This window comes from uncultured Parasphingorhabdus sp. (assembly GCF_963975735.1).
In the GTDB taxonomy this organism is placed as follows: Bacteria; Pseudomonadota; Alphaproteobacteria; order Sphingomonadales; family Sphingomonadaceae; genus Parasphingorhabdus.
The window spans coordinates 48,568-69,077 of record NZ_CAXBIA010000011.1; the positions used below are offsets into that span (position 1 = coordinate 48,568).

The following is a 20,510-nucleotide window of genomic DNA, read 5'->3' on the forward strand; positions in this document are numbered from 1 at the left end:
GTAGGAAATCACATTTCAAATAGGAATTTCCCTATTCATGGAGTCGCCGAACCGGGCGACAGGCAGAGAGAAGGAGAACACGGTGTCATTGTTGCGAAAAATCGAGATATTCCTGCGTGAAACGGACATGGCCTGGACACGGTTCGGACGACTTTCCGTATCCGATCCACGCTTTGTCCAGGATTTGCGCAACGGTAGAGAGCCTGGAAAGAGCGTATCCGAACGCGCAGAATATTTCATGAATCTATGGCGGACAGACCATGCCGGTTGATGCGACTCATCCCAGGGCCCGTGAACGGGACCCCGCTTCGTCGATCGCCGATCAGATCCGGGCGCTGGCCGGCGGCCGGGTCCGCGTCACCCTGGAACGCGAACGCCCCTGGGCGAGCATTACGTTCACCGGAACGCGGCATAGTTTTCTGATTGAGCTGACGGATGCAACCACACCGGACGATATGGAAAATCTAGCGAGGGCGCTGCCGGAACATGAATTTGCAATGCGGGGTTATTTCCTCGCGGATATATTGGTGACAGACCATTCGGAATCCCGAATGCTCGTCGAAGCCCTCTCGATCATCGATCCCGTCACAAGCTGCCGGGACTAGAGTGCGATTAGCGCTGGACCGTCATTTTTTCCAGAGTACCAAGCGCAGCCTTCAACGCTGCATCCATATCGGCCTGGCGGTTGTCCTGAGCAACGGGTTCATCTGAGTCGACCGACCGCAACGGCGGCATAGCAAGCGGAGCGCGTGCCTCGGGAACTTCGGCCAGCGCAACTGTCTTGTCCACTGTTGGAGCGGGTTCAGCAATCGGCGGGGGCGGCGCAACCTGATCACGCGTTTCCAGCGCTTCCAGACGGCGGAGACCCGCCTCCAGACGGTCGGCAAGCTGGGCAAGGGAAAGGGTGGTCAGGTCTTCGCGGGGAGCAGAAGACTTCTCTTGTGGAGCAACATCTTCCGGTAAATCGACTGACGTCTCATTCTCGGACGGCGGATCCATCATCTTCTCGGCTACGATGGGAGCGCCCGAGGAAATCGACGGCGCGGATTCTTCGACCGGTTCCGCTAGATCTTGGTCAACCGCTGCTTCATCGAATTTCTTGATTTTTTCGGTAAGCGGAACGCCCAGATCAGAGGATGCAAAGATCGGATGGCGCGCGGGCGCATCCGGATGACGATCCGCTGGTTTGATGTCCGGCAGATCCCTGAGATCGGTCACCTGGCCAGCGACCTTTTTCGGCTTTTTCAAAAATTTTGTCAGCGATTTTGCCGACAGGTTCAATTTCGGTACGGTAAAGCGTGATTTACCTCCCCGCCCGTCATCGATTGCATCGGTCGTCAGATTATTGCGAATTGCCAAGCTCATATCGGAGCCTCCTCCAAGAAATTTCGGTTTGTGATTCAAGAATAGATAGATTGCCGAAGTGGAGACCATCCCCGTCATGACGGCAATCAGACCGCGCGCTGTATTTCCCAGAGGCGGGGCCGCAGCCGGAATGATTTCTGACAATCCGGTCGCGCCAATGATATTTTCAAGATAGACATGGGGCAAGGTGGCAATCACCAGGGCGGCTGCAATCCCGCCGGCAACAGCCATTACAGGCTGTTTAAACCGATCCATATCCTGTTCTGTCTGGTCCACATGATTCTCCACCTTGTCAGGCCGCGCGCTCGTAGGATTTACGCGCGATCAACCTTTGGTAAACAGGAGTGTAACGCAAAATGTTTGACGACCAGTTACGATCTGCCTCAACAAATTTCCGCGCCGTTTCAATGGTTTGAGGCCAGGACGCGCTGTTATCCAGCAAACTGGCCAGTTTTTCCGCGATTTTTTCCGGATCACCGGCAGGAAAAAGCGTGCCTGTAACACCATCTGTAATCAGTTCGCGGTGACCGCCGACATCAGACGCTGCCACCAGCCGACCCTGCGCCATCGCTTCGAGCGGTTTGAGCGGAGTCACCAGATCGGTGAGCCGCATCGCCTTGCGCGGATAGACCATGATATCCATCAGACCATAAAAGCGCTCCACTTCGGCATGGGGCACACGACCGGTAAAGGTCACTGCAGAACCGACTCCCAATCGATCCACCTGCGCCTTCAGCGCTTCCTCCATCGGACCGCCGCCGACGAGCAGCAGATGCACGTCCGGATGCAAGCGTTGCAGCATCGGCAGGGCTGCGATCAGATCGTCGAGCCCCTCATAATCATAAAAGCTGCCGATGAATCCCAGAACCCGCTTTCCGGTCAGGCCCAGTTCGGCCAGAAATTTCTCATCGCGCGCCGGTGGCTTGCCGAACAGATCCAGATCGACACCATTGGGCGAGATGGTTATTTTTTCCGACTTCACCCCGCGCGACATAAGATCGGACCGCAGGCCTTCGCAGATCACCGCGACCGCGTCGGCACCATTGATCACATGGTTTTCCAACTGCCGGGTCAACCAGTAGCGGGGGCTGTTTTCCTTGCCCGTGCCATTGCCCACTGCGGCATCTTCCCAAAAAGCCCGTATTTCGTATACCAGCGGCAACCCTGATTTTTCAGCAGCCCGCAAGGCCGCCAGTCCGTTGAGTGCCGGCGAATGGGCGTGTAACATATCCGGCTGCCAGTCGCGGATGACTTGATCGATCCGATCGGACAGCACCGCGACTTCCCGCCATTCACGCACCGGCGATGGTCCATGTACCTGAGCCAGGGTACGGAAGAACTGGAGACCATCTTCCTCTTCCAGTGGCTGCTTCGCGACATAGCCGTGCTGGTTCTGGCGCACGCCGGTGACTCCGGCGACGGTCAGACCGGCAGCAATTTGCGCCTTCATGATCGCACGGGTGCGGAAGCAATATCCGCTGTGCAGGGGCAGGCTGTGATCGAGGATGTGGAGAATACGCGTCATGACCCGGATCCTTGCCAAAAAAGGATTAACGTCCCGTCAACCCAATGTCTGTATCGCGCCAATATGGAAGAGCGTGGTATCACCGCTCGTGTCGGGATGAATTGGGCAAATGATAGACAATTTTTCTATCGCTTTGACGCATGGCTTGCTGCTGATCGCAGCTTGGCGGCTGATCCATCGCGACGATCTTGATGTCGAAGACCCTCCGGAACGCGACAAGGAACCAGCGGGTTTTCTGAAACGACCGACCAGCAACGGATCACGCCCCGATGCGTGATCTCGTCTTCGTCGGATATCTCGTGGCTTTGCTGTTCATCGCCTTCAAACGACCATTTCTGTTTACCCTGATCTATGCCTATGTGGATATCGTGGCACCACAGCGGCTGAGCTATTTCATGCTCAACTCGGTGCCCCTGTCGCTGGTCGTCTTCGCTCTCGCCTTCCTTGGCTACATGCTTGCAGACAATAAGCAGGACAGTCGCTTTTCCCTGCGTCAGGCGATGATGATCCTGTTGCTCATCTATTGCGGATATACGACGATCCAGGCGGAAGTTCCCGATGCCGCGCTGGAAAAATGGGACTGGGTCTGGAAAGCGCTGGTCTTCGCAATATTCCTGCCGTTCACACTGAAAACCAGATTGCGGCTCGAAGCGCTGGCGCTGTTCATGGTGCTTTGCGCCGGTACCCTGATCATCACCGGCGGGATCAAGACGCTGGCCTCCGGTGGCGGCTATGGTGTGCTGGTGCTGCTGGTCGACAATAATAGCGGCCTCTACGAAGGGTCGATCATCTCGACCGTTGCCATCTGCATCATACCGCTGATCCTCTGGCTCGCCAATTACGGGACCATTTTCCCGCCCGACTGGCGAGTGAAGATTTTCGCTTATTGCCTGATCTTCGCCGCCCTGCTGATCCCCATCGGCACACAGGCGCGCACCGGTCTGGTATGCATCGGGGTTCTGGCAGTGCTGCAATTGCGCTTTTCCCGCCACCGCTTGGTCTACGGCGGGCTGGCAATGGCGCTCGGTCTCCTTGCGATTCCGTTTTTGCCGCAAAGTTTCACCGAACGTATGGCGACAATCGAAAATTACGAAGCAGACCAGTCCGCGTCGACCCGGCTCGCGGTCTGGCGGTGGACGATCGATTATGCAAACCAGCATCCGTTCGGAGGGGGCTTTGATGTCTACCGGATCAACAAGCTGACCTATGAATTGTCGGAAGTGGATGTCGAGCAATATGAGCAATGGGGCATTGATCCGGACGATGTCGACGCCCGGCTTATCGAAGATGAATCGCGCGCATTCCACAGCAGCTATTTCGAAATGCTGGGCGAACAGGGCTATCCCGGCCTGATCCTGTGGCTGCTCATTCATGTCGGCGGCCTGTGGCGCATGGAATTGCTGCGACGAAAATATGCGAAATCCGAAAAACAGGGCGAACAATGGGTGGCTCCCCTCGCCATCGCGCTGCAACACGGACACATCATTTTCCTCGTCGGCGCGCTGTTCGTCGGCATCGCCTACCAGCCATTCATCTATATGCTGGTTGCGCTGCAGATCGGTCTCGACACATATATGACTCGCCGGTCGGCAGAAGCAAAGTGGCAGCCGATCGCCAACCAACTGACCGGAACGGCGAAACCGAAGCCATTGCCGCTATCGGGCAGGTCCTTTACAAATTAAATGGCGCTCGTGACGGTCTCCGGTAGAAGCGAGAGATGATACTCACTGTTTCTGTCGCCGTCGAACGATGGCCTGTCGCCGGCTATTTCATCATCAGCCGTGGCGCCAAGAGCCACGTCGATGTCGTGCTGTGCAAAGTCTCGGACGGCACGCATACGGGCATTGCGGAAGCAACTCCGATTTATTACGAAGGCGAAAGCGCTGAAAGCTGCGCAGAAGAAATCACGCGATTTGTTGCCAGATATCCCGAACTGGACCGAGCGGTGCTGCTGCAGAACATGCCCCGTGGCGCCGCCCGCAATGCGCTTGATTGCGCGCTCTGGGATCTCGAATGCCGTCAGAGAAACATGTCCCTGGCGCAATTGGCAGGCCTGCCCGGACCGGTCTCGCTGATCTCGGCCTTTACCATATCGCTGGGTGAGCCGGAGACGATGGAGGCCCAGGCCCGCCAGGCCTCTTTCAACGGCCAGAGGCTGCTGAAACTGAAACTGTCGGGCAAGGACGACCGCGAACGGGTTGCCGCCGTCCACCGCGGCGCACCCGATGCTCGCCTGATCGTCGATGCCAACGAAAGCTGGAACGATCTAGACATCGCCGCCGAAGCCGCACAGCTCGCGCAATATTCTGTCGAACTGATCGAACAGCCGGTCAGTGCCGGTCAGGATCATCTGCTCAGCGGGGTCCGGTCACCGGTTCCGCTCTGTGCCGACGAAAGCTGCCACACCAGCGCCGATGTGGAACGTCTCGCGCCCTTTTACGATGTGGTGAACATCAAACTCGACAAGGCTGGCGGGCTGACCGAAGCGATCGCCATGGCCCATGCAGCGCAGGCCATGGGGATGAAAATCATGGTCGGCTGTATGCTCTCGACATCGCTGGCAATAAGGCCGGCCTTCGCTCTGGCGCAACTCGCCCAGTGGGTCGACCTCGACGGACCCCTGCTGCTCGCAAAGGACCGCGTCGACGCCTTTCAATTCGAATTCGGCAGAATATTGCCCTCGGAAAGCCCGAGCTAGATTCCGTCCAGATATTCGATCACCGGAGCAGCAGCCATACATGGTGCCAGCTTCGGACCGCTCGCCCGGAAATGATCCGACTTGCCGTGCGCATCCAGTGCTGCCTGATCGACATAGCGTTCAAGCACTTTATATTGCTGCGGATTGTCCTTGCACTGAAACACCGCATAAAATTCGTTACCCGGTTCATTGGCGCTAACAGCTGCCATCAACTCGGAAAATGCTGCTTCGAAATCGGCATTCTTGCCTTCGGCCACGGTTAATGTTGCGACGACGCCTACTGCTGCCATGATAGTCTCTCCCTGATAAAAAAAGGGCCGGCGATTTCCCGCCGGCCCGTAAAATATTGATTTCTAGAAAATCTCGAACAATCCGGCTGCGCCTTGTCCGCCGCCGATGCACATGGTGACGACGGCATATTTCGCGCCGCGACGCTTGCCTTCGATCAGAGCGTGGCCGGTGCAACGCGCTCCGGTCATACCATAGGGATGGCCGATCGAGATCGAGCCGCCGTTGACGTTGAGAAGTTCGTCAGGAATGCCCAGCTTCTGCTGGCAATAGAGCACCTGAACGGCGAAAGCTTCGTTGAGCTCCCACAGTCCGATATCATCCATCTTCAGGCCAAAGCGCTCGAGCAATTTCGGAATCGCGAAGACCGGACCAATGCCCATTTCATCAGGTTTGGTTCCGGCAACCGCCATGCCAACATAGCGGCCCAGCGGGTTGAGCCCGGCTTTCTCGGCCGCTTTTGCTTCCATGATCACGCTGGCAGAAGAACCGTCGGAGAGCTGCGATGCGTTACCGGCAGTAACAATATTGCCGGGACCGAGAACCGGTTTCAAACCTTGAAGACCTTCTAGCGTCGTCGATGGCCGGTTGCCTTCGTCCTTGCTGATGGTGACTTCGATATGGGAAATCTCTTTGGTTTCCTTGTCCTGCACACCCATGGTGGTGGTCACTTCGATAATTTCAGCATCGAAATGGCCGGCTTCCTGGGCTGCTGCCGTGCGCATCTGCGACTGATAGGCATATTCGTCGCACGCATCGCGGCTGATATTATAACGTTTGCCAACCACTTCGGCGGTCTGCAACATCGGCATGTAGATATCTTCATGCATCTTCATCAGTTCACGATCCGGCTGCACCCGCATTTCCGGTGTCTGGACGGTCGAGATCGAATCCTGTCCGCCGCCGACAACCACATCCATCATGTCCAGCGTCACCTGTTTGGACGCTGTGGCAATCGCCATCAGGCCAGAAGAACATTGGCGGTCGATCGTCATGCCGGGTACTTCGATCGGGAAGCCTGCACGCAGCGCAACCTGACGAGCCAGATTGCCGCCTTGCGATCCCTGCTGCAGCGCGCTGCCCCAGACGACATCGTCGATCGTGCCTGGATCAATACCGGCTCTTTCGATCGCCGCTTTCGCCGAATAATGGCCCAGCGTTGCACCGGTTGTGGTGTTGAAAGCACCCTTATAGGCACGGCCTATGGGTGTGCGGGCGGTGGAAACGATGACTGCGTCACGCATATTGATGATCCTTCTGATTGATATCGGAGTCGATTTTGAGGCGCATTGTCCCCGTTAATCGGTCAATTAACAAGGAATTTTTTCTGCGACGCTCTGCCGTTACGGAACCCTAGTCGTTGCCGACCGGGACCGGATAGCCGCCTTCGGGATAGGGCATAATCATCTCCCCATCCGGCGCAGCGGTGAAGGTTGTTTGAGTCGGATAGGCAAATTCCAGACCCTCTTCATTGAATGCCTGCAATATCGCCAGTCCGATTCTATGGCGACCTTCATAGACCACGTCATAATCGCTGCTCATGATATCGAAATCGAGTTCGAAATTGATCGAGCTGTCGCCAAAGCCGACAAAGCCCGACCGGACGAACACCGCATCATTGGCTTCGACGATCATTTTGAGCAGAGCCGGAATCCGGCGCGCCTCGTCCGGATTGGTCTGGTAGATCACACCAATGCCATAGCGCGTCCGCCGTCTCGCCAGGCGAGTCATGTTGACGATTTCCTTGTCCAGCAAATTGGTGTTGGAAATGATGATTTCTTCGCCAGTAGTGGCCCTTAGCCGCGTGCTTTTCAGGCCGATTTTCTCGATCGTTCCGATGGTAGTGTCATAGGTGATTGTATCACCCCGCCGAAAAGGCTTGTCGAAAATGATCGACAAGGCCGCAAACAGATCGGAAAAAATGCCCTGGGCAGCGAGACCGATGGCTATGCCGCCGACGCCAAGACCCGCGATCAGGCCGGTAACATTCACACCCAGATTGTCGAGGATCATGATGGCGGCGATTGCGAAGACGACAAAGGTCACCAGCAAGCGGATCAGGGTCATCGCATTTTCCAGCGTCTCATGCTGGTCGGGATCTTGCGAGGTCTTGCGCACGATCAAGCCGAGAATGATTTCGCGGAGCCAGATGGCAACCTGTAAAACCATGGCGATCGTGAACAAGACATGCACCACACGCTCGACGCTGGAGGGCGCGCTGCCAAAGCTCACGACCAATTCGGCCGAGACCATCAACATGAAAAACTTGCTGGTTCGGGAAATCGCAGTACCGATGATCGTTCGATATCCGGTCAGTCCGCTGTTGTTACGGACATAGCGCGAACCAAGCCGCTTGACCGCGCCGAGCAGGAAAAAAATGGCAGTGCCGATGAGGATAGCGAAAATCAGTTCCACATAATGCTCGGTCAGCCAGCGAGAGCCGTCTACGGCCAGCCGCTGTATGGACGCACCCATATCCGGCACGGTTGGCATAAGGGCGGTATCTGTTGTTTTTGTCATAGGCCTCCAGCTAGTGAGCACGACGGAAAATAACAACCCGCGTGATAGAAAGCGACAAGCTAAAGCGTGCCGTTTTCAGGGTTTGTGAGCGCCAATTAAAAACTCCACATTACCCTTCGGACCGGTGATCGGACTTTCGGTAATTCCCATAATATCCCAGCCGGACGTGATCAGCCAGTCTCTCACTTTTTCACAGGCCGCCTGGCGGACCGCTTCGTCACGAACAACGCCACCCTTGCCGACATCGGCGCGCTCGGCCTCGAATTGCGGTTTGACGAGCGCAACCAGTATCGCCTTTTCCTTGGCGAATTCCAGCGGTCGTTCCAGCACTTTCACCAGTGAAATGAAGCTCGCATCGCAAACGATGATATCGACTTTTTCGGGAATATGCTGCTCGGTAAGAATCCGGGCACTGGTTTGTTCGTGCACAATGACCCGGTCATCCTGACGCAGCTTCCAGGCCAGCTGGTTGGTGCCGCTATCGACGGCATAGACTTTTTCAGCGCCGCCGCTCAGCAGCACATCGGTGAAACCGCCGGTGCTGCTTCCTACATCCATGGCGATCATGCCGGTTACATCAATATCAAAATGTTGCAGCGCATGATCAAGCTTGATGCCGCCGCGGGACACCCAGGGATGGTCTTTACCCTTGAGTTCAATCGCTGCGTCGCTCGCTATCTTGTGGCCCGGCTTGTCAATTTTCTTGCCCGCTACGGTCACAAGACCGGCCATGATATAGGCTTGCGCCTTCGCCCGGCTGTCAGCAAGGCCGCGGTCCGCCAGTATCTGGTCAACGCGTTGTTTCACGACTTTGGGTTCAGACTGGGTCATTGCAAATCAGGACTAGCCTAGCGCCGCGCTTTTGGCCATATTCCTTTACCATGAGAATCATTTCTGCACCGCTGTCCGTTCCGCTGCTCCTGCTTGCGCTTGCGTCTTGCTCGCCCGCGCCGCCCGAACCCGCACCCGCTCCGCAACCGACCAAGCCCGTCACAGCACCGACACCGGTATTGACGCAACCGAAAGGCGATTGGATCGACTGGCCAATCACCCCCGGTGGTTGGGTATATCGAAACGATAGTCGTGGTTCCCTCGCCCTATTCGGCGAGACCAACAGGGATGCAGTTTTCATCATCCGCTGCGATAAATCGCGCCGGCAATTGTTCCTGTCGCGCGCCGGTTCGGTTGCTGAAGGCGCCAAAATGGTTCTGCGCAGCAGCGCTGGCCTGCAATCCTATCCGGCGAGCAATAGTGGCGGAACGCCGCATTATGCCGCCATTTCAGTCGCATCGGGTGACATCATGATGGACCGCATCGCCTATAGCCGCGGCCGCTTTGCCGTCGAAACCACTGGCCTGCAATCGCTCGCCATTCCGGTCTGGCCCGAATTCAGTCGTGTGGTGGAAGATTGCCGGGCCTGATCTGTTGGGTCTCAGGCCGGAACGCGCAATTGTGACAGCAAAATAAAAAAATTCAAGACTTGTTCGCGCGCCGGTTCTGATTCACATTTGGATCGTCGAACAGCGGAGAATGATTCAATGCAACAGTTCGTATTATATTCACAAGCGAAAGGAGGTGGTCCGATGTCTCATGGTTCAGCACAGGGGTCGGAAAAATCCGTTCGGGGGGCAAATCTGATCTAGCGATCAGGCAACCCGGCAGCGGCACTTCCTACCGCTGACCCATGTTCAGAGGCTGTTGGTCCTAACGGACCGGCAGCCTCTTTTCATTTCGCTCTATCCGATGCTTCCAGATATTCTTCGCGGATCATGAAATCGCGCACCCCGATCCGTACCTCCCGCAAGAACTGGACAAGGGCCAGCGACAGCAGGCTGATTGAAACAACGAACGCGCCGGCCACGCCCAATGAAAGGTCCACGCTGGCCAGGCCCATGATGAACAGCATACCGATCAGCATGCAGGCGATGATGGCACTGACAACGCTCAGGAAGATGGCGCTGTTGACGACCCTGAGGCGGACCTGCAAATCGCCGAGTTCCGCAACCACAAGATCATGGTCCATGCCGGTCGTGGTCTTGTAGAGCGCCTGAAGATCCCGCGACCGGTCGATGATCCTTGCCAGACGCCCCGCAAACAGGTTCAGCATCGCCCCGATACCCACCAGCAGGAACGCCGGTGCCATCGCGATTTGCAACACGGTGACAATATCGGCACCGTCGATTTCAGAAAATCCGTTCATAATTTCATCCTGATCCGCAAGGTCAGTCCCTCTGTCGGCTGTTCGTCCCAAAGCGACAGCGAGAAACGCTGCGCGTCTGCGCGGGCACGGTCTAGCACCTCTTCGGGCACATCGTCACTCGCAAAGACCTGATCCGCCTGCCCCAGCCAGCGCGCCTGACGAAGGGTCAGGTCATCGGGGTCCCTGCTGGTCAGTTCGAGATCAATAACCTGCGATCGAGCCTGCCCGTGCGGCTGGTCAAGCCATGCCTCCAAATCTTCCAATTCATGATCGACCAGCACGTCCAGCGGACCGCTCGGGTCGAGCACTGCATCAATGGCTTTTCTGCGCGCAGTTCCATCCGGCCAGACCTGCTGTATCCGGTCCCGCGCGTCCAGCAATGCGGCGGCCAGTAATCCCAGACTGGCGGGGAGCAAACGCTCGAGCCTTTGCCGCAGGGCCTTGGCCAGCCCCGCCGAGGCGCCGCCGGTACCGATGGCAATCAGCACCGGGTCCCGGTCGATAATAGCGGGCGTGGTATAATCGCACAGCGCCGACCGGTCGACGGCATTGACCAGCAGACCCCGGTCTTTCAGGCGCGCAACCGCTGCTATCGCTTCTTCGTCATCTTCCAGTGCAACCACTGCCAGCGCAAGATCGCCGGCATTCTCGTCATCGGTAATGACCGCTCCGGCCCGCTCGTAGAGCCTCCGTTTGGCATCGGCCATTTCGCCACTTCCCAGGAGGAGAACCTTGCGGTCCTTCAAATTCAGGAAAATGGGCAATTGGTTCATCGCATCCACCAATAGAGTTGGCCATGACCGCAGCGGCGGGCATGACGCATTATTTCAGCCAGTCAGGCACATGTTCCGCAGCCATGATCGTTGCCGGTTCGATCCGTTCGGCAACCACAGCATAGCGATCGCCATCAACCAGCACCTCCGGCACCAGCGGCCGGCTGTTATAGGTATTCGCCATCGTCGCGCCATAGGCTCCTGCGGTACGGAAAATTCCCAGATCGTCGGTCTCGACGCGATCAACCACCCGTTGCTTGGCAAAAATATCGCTGCTTTCGCAGATCGGGCCGACAATCGAAGCGACCATTGTCTCGCCGCTCGGCTCGACCGCTTCGAAATCGTGCCAGGCGTCATAAATGGCCGGTCGCATCAGATCGTTCATCGCCGCATCGACAATGACGAAATCACTGTTCACGCCCGGCTTGATCCGGATCACCTTGGTGATCATGACACCGCTATTGCCTGCGATGACCCGTCCGGGTTCGAACATCAGCGTGACATCCCAGCCCTTGGTCACTCGCGCCACCATGGTGCCATATTCTGCCGGGCTTGGCGGATTGTCTTCGGGCTTATAAGGCACGCCCAGCCCGCCGCCGAGATCGACATGGGTGATAGCATGGCCGGCACCGCGCAGCTGCGCAACCAAAGCACCCATCCTGGCATAGCATTGCTCGAGCGGGTCAAGACTCTGCAACTGGCTGCCGATGTGCACGGCGACGCCGCGCAGGTTGAGACCTTCAAGCCTGGAAAGCCGCGCATAGATATCCGGCGCGACATCAATCCCGACGCCGAATTTATTTTCCTTCTTGCCGGTCGAAATCTTGGCATGGGTTCCCGCGTCAACATCGGGATTGACGCGCAGGGTCGCCGATGCCTTTTCGCCACGCGAAGCGGCGATCGCCGCCAGCATCTCGCCTTCTTCTTCCGATTCCAGATTGAACTGGCCGATTCCCTTGTCGAGACCGAGCGTCAGTTCCTCGCGGCTCTTGCCGACTCCGGAAAAGACAATATCTTCCGCTTTCATCCCGGCCGCCAGAGCGCGCTGCAATTCACCGCCGGAGACCACGTCGGCACCATAGCCCTGATTCGCCAATATCCTGAGCACGGCGAGATTGGGATTCGCTTTCACCGCAAAGGCGAGATGAATTTTGCCGGCATCTTTCAGGCCTTCGCGAAAGACCCGTGCGTGACGTTCGAGCGTCGCCCGCGAATAGACGTAGACCGGGGTCCCGACTTCTTCCGCAATCTTCGACAGCGGGATATCTTCCGCGTGCAAAATACCATTTTTGAGCTGGAAATGGTCCAATATCTTATACTTTCAAACTTGTGGAACGGGATTAGCCGGGCGGCGGCAGGTCAAATTCGTCATCTTGCCGTTCTTCCGACCGGCGGAGCAATTCATCGCTGCGCTCCGGCATGGCCTGGCTCGACGGAACCAGCAGGTCTTCGCCGCTGGGCGCTTTTGCCTCGCCGTAGATAGCCGGGGGCAAAGCCTCGCCCTTGGCCGGCTGCAAGGCACCACGATTGCCGCAGGCGGCCAATATGAGCGTGGCACCGGTCAGCAGAAGGATCGAATGGACTTTGTTCATTTTAACTCTCCAGCCCCAAAGCCTGTTTGGCCTTTGCAACCTGAACCATTACCTGATCCGGTGCCGTCCCGCCATAGCTGGACCGGCTGGCAACCGAAGCGTCAACGCTCAGCACGCTGAAAACACGGTCATCGATCCGGCTGTCGATCGCCTGAAACTGCTCCAGCGTGAGATCAGCCAGACCGCAGCCCTGCTCTTCGGCAAGCGATACCACCGCTCCGGTAACATGATGCGCCTCGCGAAACGGCAGCTTGGCTTCCCGCACCAGCCAGTCGGCAAAATCGGTCGCGGTCGAGAAACCCGATTCAGCGAGCGCCCGCATCCGGTCTCCGCTGAATTCGACTTCGGCAATCATACCGGTCATAGCGGCGATCGACAGGCCGAGCAGGTCATGCGCTTCGAACACCGGCGGCTTGTCGTCCTGCATATCCTTCGAATAGGCGAGCGGCAGACCCTTCATCGTGATCACAAGTGCGTTCATGGCGCCGGCAATCCGGCCGCAATGACCCCGCACCAGTTCGGCAGCATCGGGATTACGCTTCTGCGGCATGATCGAGGAACCGGTTGAAAAACTGTCCGGCAGCTTGATGAAACCGAACGGCTGGCTGGCCCAGATTACAAATTCTTCTGCCAGCCGGGAAAGGTGCAGACTGCACTGGGTCGACGCCATCAGATAATCGAGCGCAAAATCCCGGTCAGAAACCGAATCGAGACTATTGCCGGTAGGACCATCAAACCCTAGCATCGACGCTGTTTTTTCTCGATCAATCGGGAATCCCGTGCCCGCAAGCGCCGCTGCACCCAGCGGAGATTCGTTCATCCGCTTGCGTGCATCGGTGAAGCGCGAACGGTCCCGCCGGATCATCTCGTAATAGGCCATCATATGGTGGCCGAGGCTCACCGGCTGGGCCGATTGCAAATGGGTGAAGCCCGGCATGATCGTTCCGGCATGTTCTTCGGCACGATCCACAAGAGCCTTTTGCAACGCAGCGAGCGCGCTGTCGACCATGTCCATCGCATCGCGCACCCAGAGCCGGAAATCGGTCGCCACCTGGTCATTGCGGGAGCGCGCCGTGTGCAGGCGGCCTGCTACCGGACCGATAATCTCCGCCAGCCGCGCTTCCACATGCATGTGGATATCTTCGAGATCGAGATCTTCTGGAACGCCACCGGTTTCATATTCCTGGGCAATCTGGTTCAGGCCGTTGATGATTTGCGTCGCATCTTCCGCCTCGACAATGCCCTGATCCGCCAGCATCGCGACATGGGCCAGGCTCGCCCGAATATCGTGGCGCCATAACTTCTTGTCGAACGGGATCGACGCGTTTATCTCGCGCATGATTGACGAAGGGCCATCGGCAAACCTGCCGCCCCACATTTTATTGGAATTTTTCGTGCCTGTTGTGATGCGTACCGTCCTGTTCTTGGTCTTGCTCGTTAGCGTATCGGCTTGCGATAGAGGCTCGAGCGAAGCGGAGCAAGAATTTGCTGGCAACAAATCCCAAGAAGACGGCGAGACCATCGAGAGCAGCCAGGGCATGGTGGGCAAGCTGGATATTTCCCTGCGCGGCACAGCGATGGTCGACACGCCTTTTCAGGCACCCGACGGAAGCACGGTGCGATTGAGCAATTTCATCGGCAAGCCGCTACTGGTGAACATCTGGGCAACATGGTGCGCGCCCTGCATTGTCGAAATGCCGATGCTCGATACACTGGCAACGCGCGAGAAAGAGCGGCTCAAAGTGCTGGTTGTATCGCAGGATATTCAGGGCGCCGAAAAAGTTGTCCCGTTTTTCGCACGCGGCGATTTTCAGGAACTGGAACCCTATGTTGATCCAGAAAATGGTTTGAGTTTCGGCTTCGGTTCCGGCCTGATGCCCACAACTGTGCTCTATGATGCGCAGGGCAAGGAAGTATGGCGGGTCATTGGTGCCATGGATTGGGATGGCGCAAAGGCAGCTACCTTGCTGGAAGAAACGCTGGCGGAAGGTTAGTCACCGCCATCAGCAGAACGGATTGTATTTATACCGCATTTCGCTATTCTCGGACATTCTTGGCTTATTGGAGAATTTGATGAAACGCTGCAAAATACAAATCATGCTACCGGTGATTGCCGGGCTGGCCCTGCTTTCCGCCTGCGGACAGAATAGCGATACAGGCCCGGTTTCCGAAACAGCCAGCGTCGAGCTTCCTAACGGGATGACGGTAAAGGAACAGATCGAGGCGCGGCAGGCCCAGCTCAAGAAAATTGGCAAGGCCTTCAAAACCATCAACGACCAGTTGAAAGCGGGCACCCCCGATCTGGCGCAGATTCAGGCGGCCGCTGCGGTTGTTCCCAAAGAAACGGCCGACATGGCCGACTGGTTCCCGGAAGGAACCGGCCCTGATGCCGGCGTCAAAACCGAAGCACTGCCGATCATCTGGGAAAGCAAATCGGATTTTAACGACAAGGTTGCCGCACTGCAGGACGCAGCGGCCAAGCTCGAAACGGTGGCCCAGGGCGGCAATGTCACAGAAATCGCCAGTGCCTTCCAAACCACAGGTGGTACGTGCAAGGCCTGTCATGACAAATATCGGCTGGATGACTAGCTGACCATGGCATCCGGGTCCCCACGCATATTGGTCTGGGATTTTGCTATCCGGCTGGTGCATTGGTTGATGGTGCTTCTTGTCCCTCTTCTGTGGTGGACCGCAGAAGAGGGACTTATGGACTGGCACCGAAGGCTCGGACTGACCATGTTCGGCCTCGTGCTCTTCCGGCTGATCTGGGGATTGATCGGAACATGGACGGCGCGCTTCCTTCCGATGGTGAAAAGAATAGGCTCGCTAAAGAGCTACGTCGGGAAATTGCAGAAGCGCGACTATGCTCCGACCTTCGGCCATAGTCCTCTGGCAGTCCTGAGCGTGTTCGCCTTGCTATTGGCGCTGGCTACCCAGGTCACGACAGGATTGTTCTCCGTGGACGTCGACGGTCTCGAATCGGGGCCGCTCGCCGTGCTGGTGTCGTTCGATACCGGCAGACAGTTCGCCGAGATCCACGAATTCAACTTCAACCTGCTGGCCGCGCTGATCGGGCTGCATATCGTGGCAATCGCTGTCTATCATTTTGTCGTGAAAGAGAGACTGGTCCGGCCGATGATAACCGGCGGGCGTCCCCGCAGTGACTTTTCCGGCGAAGAGCTACCCGAAAACCGGCTGCGCCCGATGCCGATGATGGTCGCTATCACGCTATCGCTGATCTCTATCGTCGCAATATCAAGTTTTGGCTGAAGCAAGTCGAAGCAGATATGCTTCGAAAGGATATGGTGGGCGATGACGGGCTCGAACCGCCGACATCTTCGGTGTAAACGAAGCGCTCTACCAACTGAGCTAATCGCCCCCAATGACAAGATGCATATTGCATCGCCGGGGTCAGGCGAGCGCCACTGCCAAAACATTGCGCCTTTGGCAAGCCTATTTGCACCGGTTCGCCAACAAGATTTCCGCTAACAGATTTTTGATGCCAATCAGGCGGCGTCATTTTTACATTTGCCGGAACCTAAGCTGACTCCGCGATTCGTTTGTTATACCTTCTTATCCACAGAATATTATTAATATATATCAATATCTTAGAAGGTTATTCAGAAAAAACCACGGCTTGCCGCTGTCAATCGATATATTTCACTTTTTTTACGATGGCGCTCTTGATCGACTCGGACGGACGGGCTTAATAACAAATCTTGGCTGGTGGCTCCGGATGCAATTTCCAGGCCTCAAATGAAAATGAAAATGATCGCTGAAAACATGTTTTCAGCATAGATTCTTCGCGTCTGATTGATTCCCATGGCTGGGGGTAGTTGATGGTCAGATGTTTGAAAGCTGCAGTTGAATGTTGGCATCGCTATCGTGCGGGCCAGAGGGATAGTATCGGGGGATGTTCGTGAACGAAATCAAATCTGCGCAGGTTAACGACCTGCCTGAAAGTCAATCCGTGGCATCCGAGAATATTATTTCAGCCGAGTTGGAAACTATCTGGCAAAAAATCTGTGCGGGTCTGCGACGCGATATGGGAGCGCAGATTTTCGGCCAATGGATCAAGCCGATCAAATTATCCGTTTTTGATTCGGACACCGGTAACATACTTATGTTACTGCCTTCGGAATTTTCCGCCAACTGGGTCCGGGATCGTTATTCAGAGCGTTTGTTGATGGCGTGGAAAGCACATCATCCGGCGGTCTGCGGCCTTGCTTTTGAAGCCCAGTCCGGCGCTGCGAAAATCGCCCAGCTTTCAAATTCCAATAGCGCCCATGGGGTGGCCGCAAATAACCAGTATAATATGGTTCCGGAAAGCAAGTTCCGCCTGGATCTTGATCCGCGGATGACCTTTGACCAATTCATCCCCGGCAATTCCAATGTTCTCGCGCTCAATGCCGCACAGCGGACGGCGGCAACCGAGAAGCCACTTTTCAGCCCACTGTATCTCCAGTCCTCGACGGGCCAAGGCAAGACCCATTTGATGCACGCCATCGGCCATGCCTTTCGTGCAGAATTTCCGTCTTCAAAAATTATCTATATGTCCGCCGAACGGTTCATGATCGAATTCGTTTCAGCCATGCGCCGCAACGAGGGGATGGAATTCAAGGCATCGCTGCGCGAAGCCGATCTGCTGATGGTCGATGACATACAGTTCATTGTCGGCAAAAATTCCACGCAGGAAGAATTTCTGCACACGATCGATACGCTGATCAGCCAGGGCAAACGCGTTGTCGTCGCGGCTGACCGTCCACCGCAAGCACTGGACGGTGTCGACCAGCGCCTGCTGTCGCGCCTGTCGATGGGTCTGGTTGCCGATATCCAGTCTGCCGGACTTGAGCTGCGCCGCGACATTCTCAAGCATCGCCTCGCCACCATGCCGCACCAGCATGTGTCGGAAGAAGTGGTAGATTTTCTGGCCCGCACGATCAGCCGCAATTTGCGCGAGCTGGAAGGCGGTCTCAACAAGCTGCTCGCTTACGCGCAACTGACCGGCCGCGAAATCAGCCGCGAACTGGCGGAAGAACAATTGTCCGACATTCTGAGCGCCTGTCGCCGCCGGATCACGATCGACGAGATCCAGCGCACGGTTTGCGAATATTACCGGCTCGACCGCAACGAGATGTCGTCAAAACGCCGCGCGCGGGCTGTTGCCCGGCCACGGCAGGTTGCGATGTATCTGGCAAAGGTGATGACGCCGCGCAGCTATCCGGAAATCGGCCGGAAATTCGGTGGCCGTGACCACAGCACGGTGATTCACGCGGTCAAGCTGGTCGAGCACCTGCGTGGCGAAGACAGCGAAATGGACAATGATGTCCGGATGCTGCTCCGCCAGCTAGAGAGCTAGGGGCAAGGCGCTAGAAACGCGGGGCCTATTCTTTCTCGGGAGCGACCGAAATCCGGACTCGTTCACCGCTGTTTCCCGGGAAATCGGTAAACATCGCTTCCACCAGATTGGGTACGAGATAGGTCAGATTCTTCGACCGTGACAAGGCCTCTGCCTTGCCTTCGAACAAGCGCTGACCGTCGACCGCACGATCTATCTTCAGATCGAGCTCCGAGGTGTAAACGGTAAAGCTGCGAGCGCCGTTATAGCCGGAAAAGCCGTATCCTCCATAAAGAAACGGGTCGTTGAAACCATATAGATAACGGTGGCGTCCGTAATATCCGCCGAATCGACTGGAAGAATAAAACGGATCATAGTCGGCAACGACTTTGTCCCGGCCCTTGTCGATGTCATAATCCATGCTGACGATCAATTCGGCCGCCGCGGGATCATCGCTGCGACGATAGCCGAGGTCGAGCATCCGCTGTTCGACCAGCATGGCATATTGCCCGAACTCGAGACCGCCGGAAAGATCGGGATCAGCGGCAACAACAGCGAAGCTCTGGCCGGTGGTGTCGGGCAGCGCGACGAAACGCTGAACGTCGGCACGGAAGGGTGTTGTACAAGCCCCGAGAGCCAGAAGGGCAAGCGGCGCAAGCAGCGATAGCGCTTTCCGATTGGAGACTTGTTTGACGAAAATAGTCATATTTTTCCCTTTAGATTGCCCACGATCACGAGCCGCACGATAGAAAAACCGGGCTGAACCGGTGTTGAACGATGGCAGATTGGAGCCCTGCCCCGACTTGAACCCTTTCGGATCAACTGCACAAGGAAAAAACAGGATCACTCGAAGGTCCTGGGGCCGAATCGAATGGCACTCGCGCAAAAGAAAACCCGCCACAATCGGGCGGGTTATTCTTTTTAAACCGGGTAGCCTGATTACGCTGTTTGAAGCGCGGCAACCCGTTTTGTCAGACGGCTGAACTTCCGCGAAGCCGTATTCTTGTGATAGAGGCCTTTGCTCACACCGCGTGCCAGCTCAGGCTGTACGGCCTTGAGGGCTGCGGCTGCTACGGTCTTGTCGCCAGCTTCAACGGCTGCGTCCACGGCCTTGATCTTGGTACGGATCTGGCTCAGGCGATTTTTATTAATCACGGTGCGGCGCGTGTTGCGACGGATACGTTTTTTTGCTTGCGGCGTATTAGCCATGAAAAACCCTCAAAATCTGAAATTAAATGCCGGGGCGCTGCGTATGGCTTCCGGCTCAAGATGGCGGGCAATAGCGTGAGAGCCGATTCCCGTCAATAGCTTAGTGAACCGCTTATTTCTGGCATTGCGAACAGTAAAAGGTTGATCGCCCGCTATCGACTCGGCGCAGCACCGGCGCACCGCAGTGACAGGCCTCTCCTTCCCGCCCATATACCAGCCAGTCCTTGGCAAAATATCCCAGCTCCCCGTCCGGCTTGACGAAGTCGCGCAGCGACGAGCCACCGGCCGCGATGGCAGCGGTCAGGACCTGCTTAATCGCTAAAACAAGCCGTTCGTAGCGCGGCCTGGAGATGGCACCGCCCTTCAGGCCCGGCGATATGCCCGCCATGTGCAGCGCCTCGCATACATAGATATTACCCAGTCCGGCGACCGTGCGCTGGTCGAGCAGCAATTGCTTGATCGGGGCCTTGCGATCCCTGGTCGCGGCTTTCAGATAGGTAGCGGTAAAATCGTCTCCCAGCGGCTCCGGCCCCATCAGCACAAATGGCTTATAGCTGTCCAGAAGCTCCGCACGCACGATGTCCAGCGAGCCGAATCGGCGCGGGTCGTTGAGCGCCAGCCGGTGCCCCGAATCGGTCTCGAGCAGCAGATGGTCATGTTTCTCGATTTCTTCCGGATCAATCCGCCAGCGCCCCGACATGCCGAGATGAAAGATCATCACGTCGCCCCTGTCGGTTTCGATCAGCCCGTATTTTGCCCGCCGGCCGAGCGAGGTCACCACCGCACCGGTCATCCGCTGGCGCAAATCAACCGGAATCGGCCAGCGCAGATCGGCGCGGCGCGGCTCCACCAGCGTGAGCCGCTGGCCCTCGAGCACAGGGCGCAAACCGGCGACGGTTGTTTCCACTTCGGGCAGCTCTGGCATGAGGTTCCTTATTCGTTACGGTCAAAAAGGCAGCTATAGAGTGATTGCAGTGCTGCCAAGGCTCGTCTACTCGGGAT

At 56.8% G+C, this 20,510-nt stretch carries 24 protein-coding genes and 1 tRNA gene; 10 read left to right on the forward strand and 15 right to left on the reverse strand.

Annotated elements, in window-relative coordinates; translation table 11 throughout:
- The first annotated feature begins 37 nt into the window (after window positions 1–37).
- Complete coding sequence (locus AACZ86_RS12090) at window positions 38–271, forward strand: hypothetical protein (protein ID WP_339692910.1); 234 nt, start codon at window positions 38–40, stop codon at window positions 269–271.
- Window positions 261–605 (forward strand): hypothetical protein, encoded by a 345-nt coding sequence (locus AACZ86_RS12095; RefSeq protein ID WP_339692912.1) that lies wholly within the window; start codon window positions 261–263, stop codon window positions 603–605. Before AACZ86_RS12090 ends, AACZ86_RS12095 begins: the two co-directional genes overlap by 11 nt.
- A gap of 7 nt (window positions 606–612) precedes the next feature.
- Here AACZ86_RS12095 and AACZ86_RS12100 read toward each other — a convergent pair whose 3' ends face one another.
- Window positions 613–1,641 (reverse strand): hypothetical protein, encoded by a 1,029-nt coding sequence (locus tag AACZ86_RS12100; RefSeq protein WP_339692914.1) that lies wholly within the window; start codon window positions 1,639–1,641, stop codon window positions 613–615.
- A gap of 16 nt (window positions 1,642–1,657) precedes the next feature.
- A complete protein-coding gene (locus AACZ86_RS12105) occupies window positions 1,658–2,890 on the reverse strand; it encodes a TIGR04063 family PEP-CTERM/XrtA system glycosyltransferase (RefSeq protein ID WP_339692917.1) in 1,233 nt (410 codons plus the stop codon).
- A 109-nt stretch (window positions 2,891–2,999) separates the two neighbouring features.
- On the opposite strand from AACZ86_RS12105, the gene AACZ86_RS12110 reads away from it, so the two are divergent.
- The 3 genes from AACZ86_RS12110 to dgcA are packed head-to-tail and all read left to right on the forward strand — an operon-like array spanning window position 3,000 to window position 5,588.
- The gene (locus tag AACZ86_RS12110) at window positions 3,000–3,167 is read left to right on the forward strand and encodes a hypothetical protein (RefSeq protein ID WP_339692918.1); all 168 of its coding nucleotides are present in this window, start codon (window positions 3,000–3,002) and stop codon (window positions 3,165–3,167) included.
- On the forward strand, window positions 3,160–4,572 hold the full coding sequence (locus tag AACZ86_RS12115; RefSeq protein ID WP_339692920.1) for a putative O-glycosylation ligase, exosortase A system-associated: 1,413 nt from the start codon (window positions 3,160–3,162) through the stop codon (window positions 4,570–4,572). The genes AACZ86_RS12110 and AACZ86_RS12115 overlap by 8 nt, the downstream gene beginning before the upstream one ends.
- Before the next feature lie 35 nt (window positions 4,573–4,607).
- Window positions 4,608–5,588, forward strand: coding sequence for an N-acetyl-D-Glu racemase DgcA (dgcA, locus tag AACZ86_RS12120; protein WP_339692921.1), 981 nt, complete (start codon window positions 4,608–4,610; stop codon window positions 5,586–5,588).
- Here dgcA and AACZ86_RS12125 read toward each other — a convergent pair.
- From AACZ86_RS12125 to AACZ86_RS12140, 4 genes are all read right to left on the reverse strand, one after another.
- The gene (locus AACZ86_RS12125) at window positions 5,585–5,878 is read right to left on the reverse strand and encodes a putative quinol monooxygenase (protein ID WP_339692923.1); all 294 of its coding nucleotides are present in this window, start codon (window positions 5,876–5,878) and stop codon (window positions 5,585–5,587) included. The two genes, dgcA and AACZ86_RS12125, sit on opposite strands and share 4 nt — an antisense overlap.
- A 63-nt stretch (window positions 5,879–5,941) precedes the next feature.
- Window positions 5,942–7,120: an acetyl-CoA C-acyltransferase gene (locus tag AACZ86_RS12130; RefSeq protein WP_339692925.1), complete on the reverse strand. Its 1,179-nt coding sequence runs from the start codon at window positions 7,118–7,120 to the stop codon at window positions 5,942–5,944.
- Window positions 7,121–7,229: 109 nt separating this feature from the next.
- Entirely contained in the window at window positions 7,230–8,396 is a 1,167-nt protein-coding gene (locus AACZ86_RS12135; RefSeq protein WP_339692926.1) for a mechanosensitive ion channel family protein, read from the reverse strand.
- 75 nt (window positions 8,397–8,471) lie between these two features.
- Entirely contained in the window at window positions 8,472–9,227 is a 756-nt protein-coding gene (locus AACZ86_RS12140) for a TlyA family RNA methyltransferase (protein ID WP_339692928.1), read from the reverse strand.
- Between the two features lie 50 nt (window positions 9,228–9,277).
- Here AACZ86_RS12140 and AACZ86_RS12145 point away from each other — a divergent pair, with 50 nt between their 5' ends.
- Complete coding sequence (locus tag AACZ86_RS12145) at window positions 9,278–9,817, forward strand: hypothetical protein (protein ID WP_339692930.1); 540 nt, start codon at window positions 9,278–9,280, stop codon at window positions 9,815–9,817.
- Between the two features lie 305 nt (window positions 9,818–10,122).
- Here the strand turns inward: AACZ86_RS12145 and AACZ86_RS12150 are convergent, their stop codons facing one another.
- The 5 genes from AACZ86_RS12150 to argH are packed head-to-tail and all read right to left on the reverse strand — an operon-like array spanning window position 10,123 to window position 14,339.
- Window positions 10,123–10,596: a DUF2721 domain-containing protein gene (locus AACZ86_RS12150; RefSeq protein WP_339692932.1), complete on the reverse strand. Its 474-nt coding sequence runs from the start codon at window positions 10,594–10,596 to the stop codon at window positions 10,123–10,125.
- On the reverse strand, window positions 10,593–11,369 hold the full coding sequence (locus tag AACZ86_RS12155) for a siroheme synthase (RefSeq protein WP_339692933.1): 777 nt from the start codon (window positions 11,367–11,369) through the stop codon (window positions 10,593–10,595). Before AACZ86_RS12155 ends, AACZ86_RS12150 begins: the two co-directional genes overlap by 4 nt.
- A 49-nt stretch (window positions 11,370–11,418) precedes the next feature.
- Complete coding sequence (gene lysA, locus AACZ86_RS12160) at window positions 11,419–12,678, reverse strand: diaminopimelate decarboxylase (RefSeq protein ID WP_339692936.1); 1,260 nt, start codon at window positions 12,676–12,678, stop codon at window positions 11,419–11,421.
- A gap of 31 nt (window positions 12,679–12,709) precedes the next feature.
- The gene (locus AACZ86_RS12165; protein ID WP_339692939.1) at window positions 12,710–12,961 is read right to left on the reverse strand and encodes a lipoprotein; all 252 of its coding nucleotides are present in this window, start codon (window positions 12,959–12,961) and stop codon (window positions 12,710–12,712) included.
- A gap of 1 nt (window position 12,962) precedes the next feature.
- Entirely contained in the window at window positions 12,963–14,339 is a 1,377-nt protein-coding gene (argH, locus tag AACZ86_RS12170; protein ID WP_339692942.1) for an argininosuccinate lyase, read from the reverse strand.
- A gap of 28 nt (window positions 14,340–14,367) precedes the next feature.
- Between argH and AACZ86_RS12175 the strand changes: the two genes are divergently transcribed.
- From AACZ86_RS12175 to AACZ86_RS12185, 3 genes are all read left to right on the forward strand, one after another.
- Entirely contained in the window at window positions 14,368–14,955 is a 588-nt protein-coding gene (locus AACZ86_RS12175) for a TlpA disulfide reductase family protein (RefSeq protein ID WP_339693015.1), read from the forward strand.
- A gap of 79 nt (window positions 14,956–15,034) precedes the next feature.
- A complete protein-coding gene (locus AACZ86_RS12180) occupies window positions 15,035–15,550 on the forward strand; it encodes a cytochrome c (protein WP_339692944.1) in 516 nt (171 codons plus the stop codon).
- A gap of 6 nt (window positions 15,551–15,556) precedes the next feature.
- The gene (locus tag AACZ86_RS12185; RefSeq protein WP_339692945.1) at window positions 15,557–16,231 is read left to right on the forward strand and encodes a cytochrome b/b6 domain-containing protein; all 675 of its coding nucleotides are present in this window, start codon (window positions 15,557–15,559) and stop codon (window positions 16,229–16,231) included.
- A 33-nt stretch (window positions 16,232–16,264) separates the two neighbouring features.
- Here the strand turns inward: AACZ86_RS12185 and AACZ86_RS12190 are convergent.
- Window positions 16,265–16,340 (reverse strand) — tRNA-Val (locus AACZ86_RS12190).
- Between the two features lie 591 nt (window positions 16,341–16,931).
- Here AACZ86_RS12190 and dnaA point away from each other — a divergent pair.
- On the forward strand, window positions 16,932–18,320 hold the full coding sequence (gene dnaA, locus AACZ86_RS12195) for a chromosomal replication initiator protein DnaA (protein ID WP_339693017.1): 1,389 nt from the start codon (window positions 16,932–16,934) through the stop codon (window positions 18,318–18,320).
- Between the two features lie 25 nt (window positions 18,321–18,345).
- Here dnaA and AACZ86_RS12200 read toward each other — a convergent pair whose 3' ends face one another.
- The 3 genes from AACZ86_RS12200 to mutM form a co-directional block, all read right to left on the reverse strand.
- Entirely contained in the window at window positions 18,346–19,005 is a 660-nt protein-coding gene (locus AACZ86_RS12200) for a DUF4136 domain-containing protein (protein ID WP_339692946.1), read from the reverse strand.
- 233 nt (window positions 19,006–19,238) lie between these two features.
- Window positions 19,239–19,508, reverse strand: a complete 270-nt coding sequence (rpsT, locus tag AACZ86_RS12205) for a 30S ribosomal protein S20 (RefSeq protein WP_176279717.1) — start codon at window positions 19,506–19,508, stop codon at window positions 19,239–19,241.
- A 112-nt stretch (window positions 19,509–19,620) separates the two neighbouring features.
- A complete protein-coding gene (gene mutM, locus AACZ86_RS12210) occupies window positions 19,621–20,433 on the reverse strand; it encodes a bifunctional DNA-formamidopyrimidine glycosylase/DNA-(apurinic or apyrimidinic site) lyase (RefSeq protein ID WP_339692950.1) in 813 nt (270 codons plus the stop codon).
- Window positions 20,434–20,510: the final 77 nt, after the last annotated feature.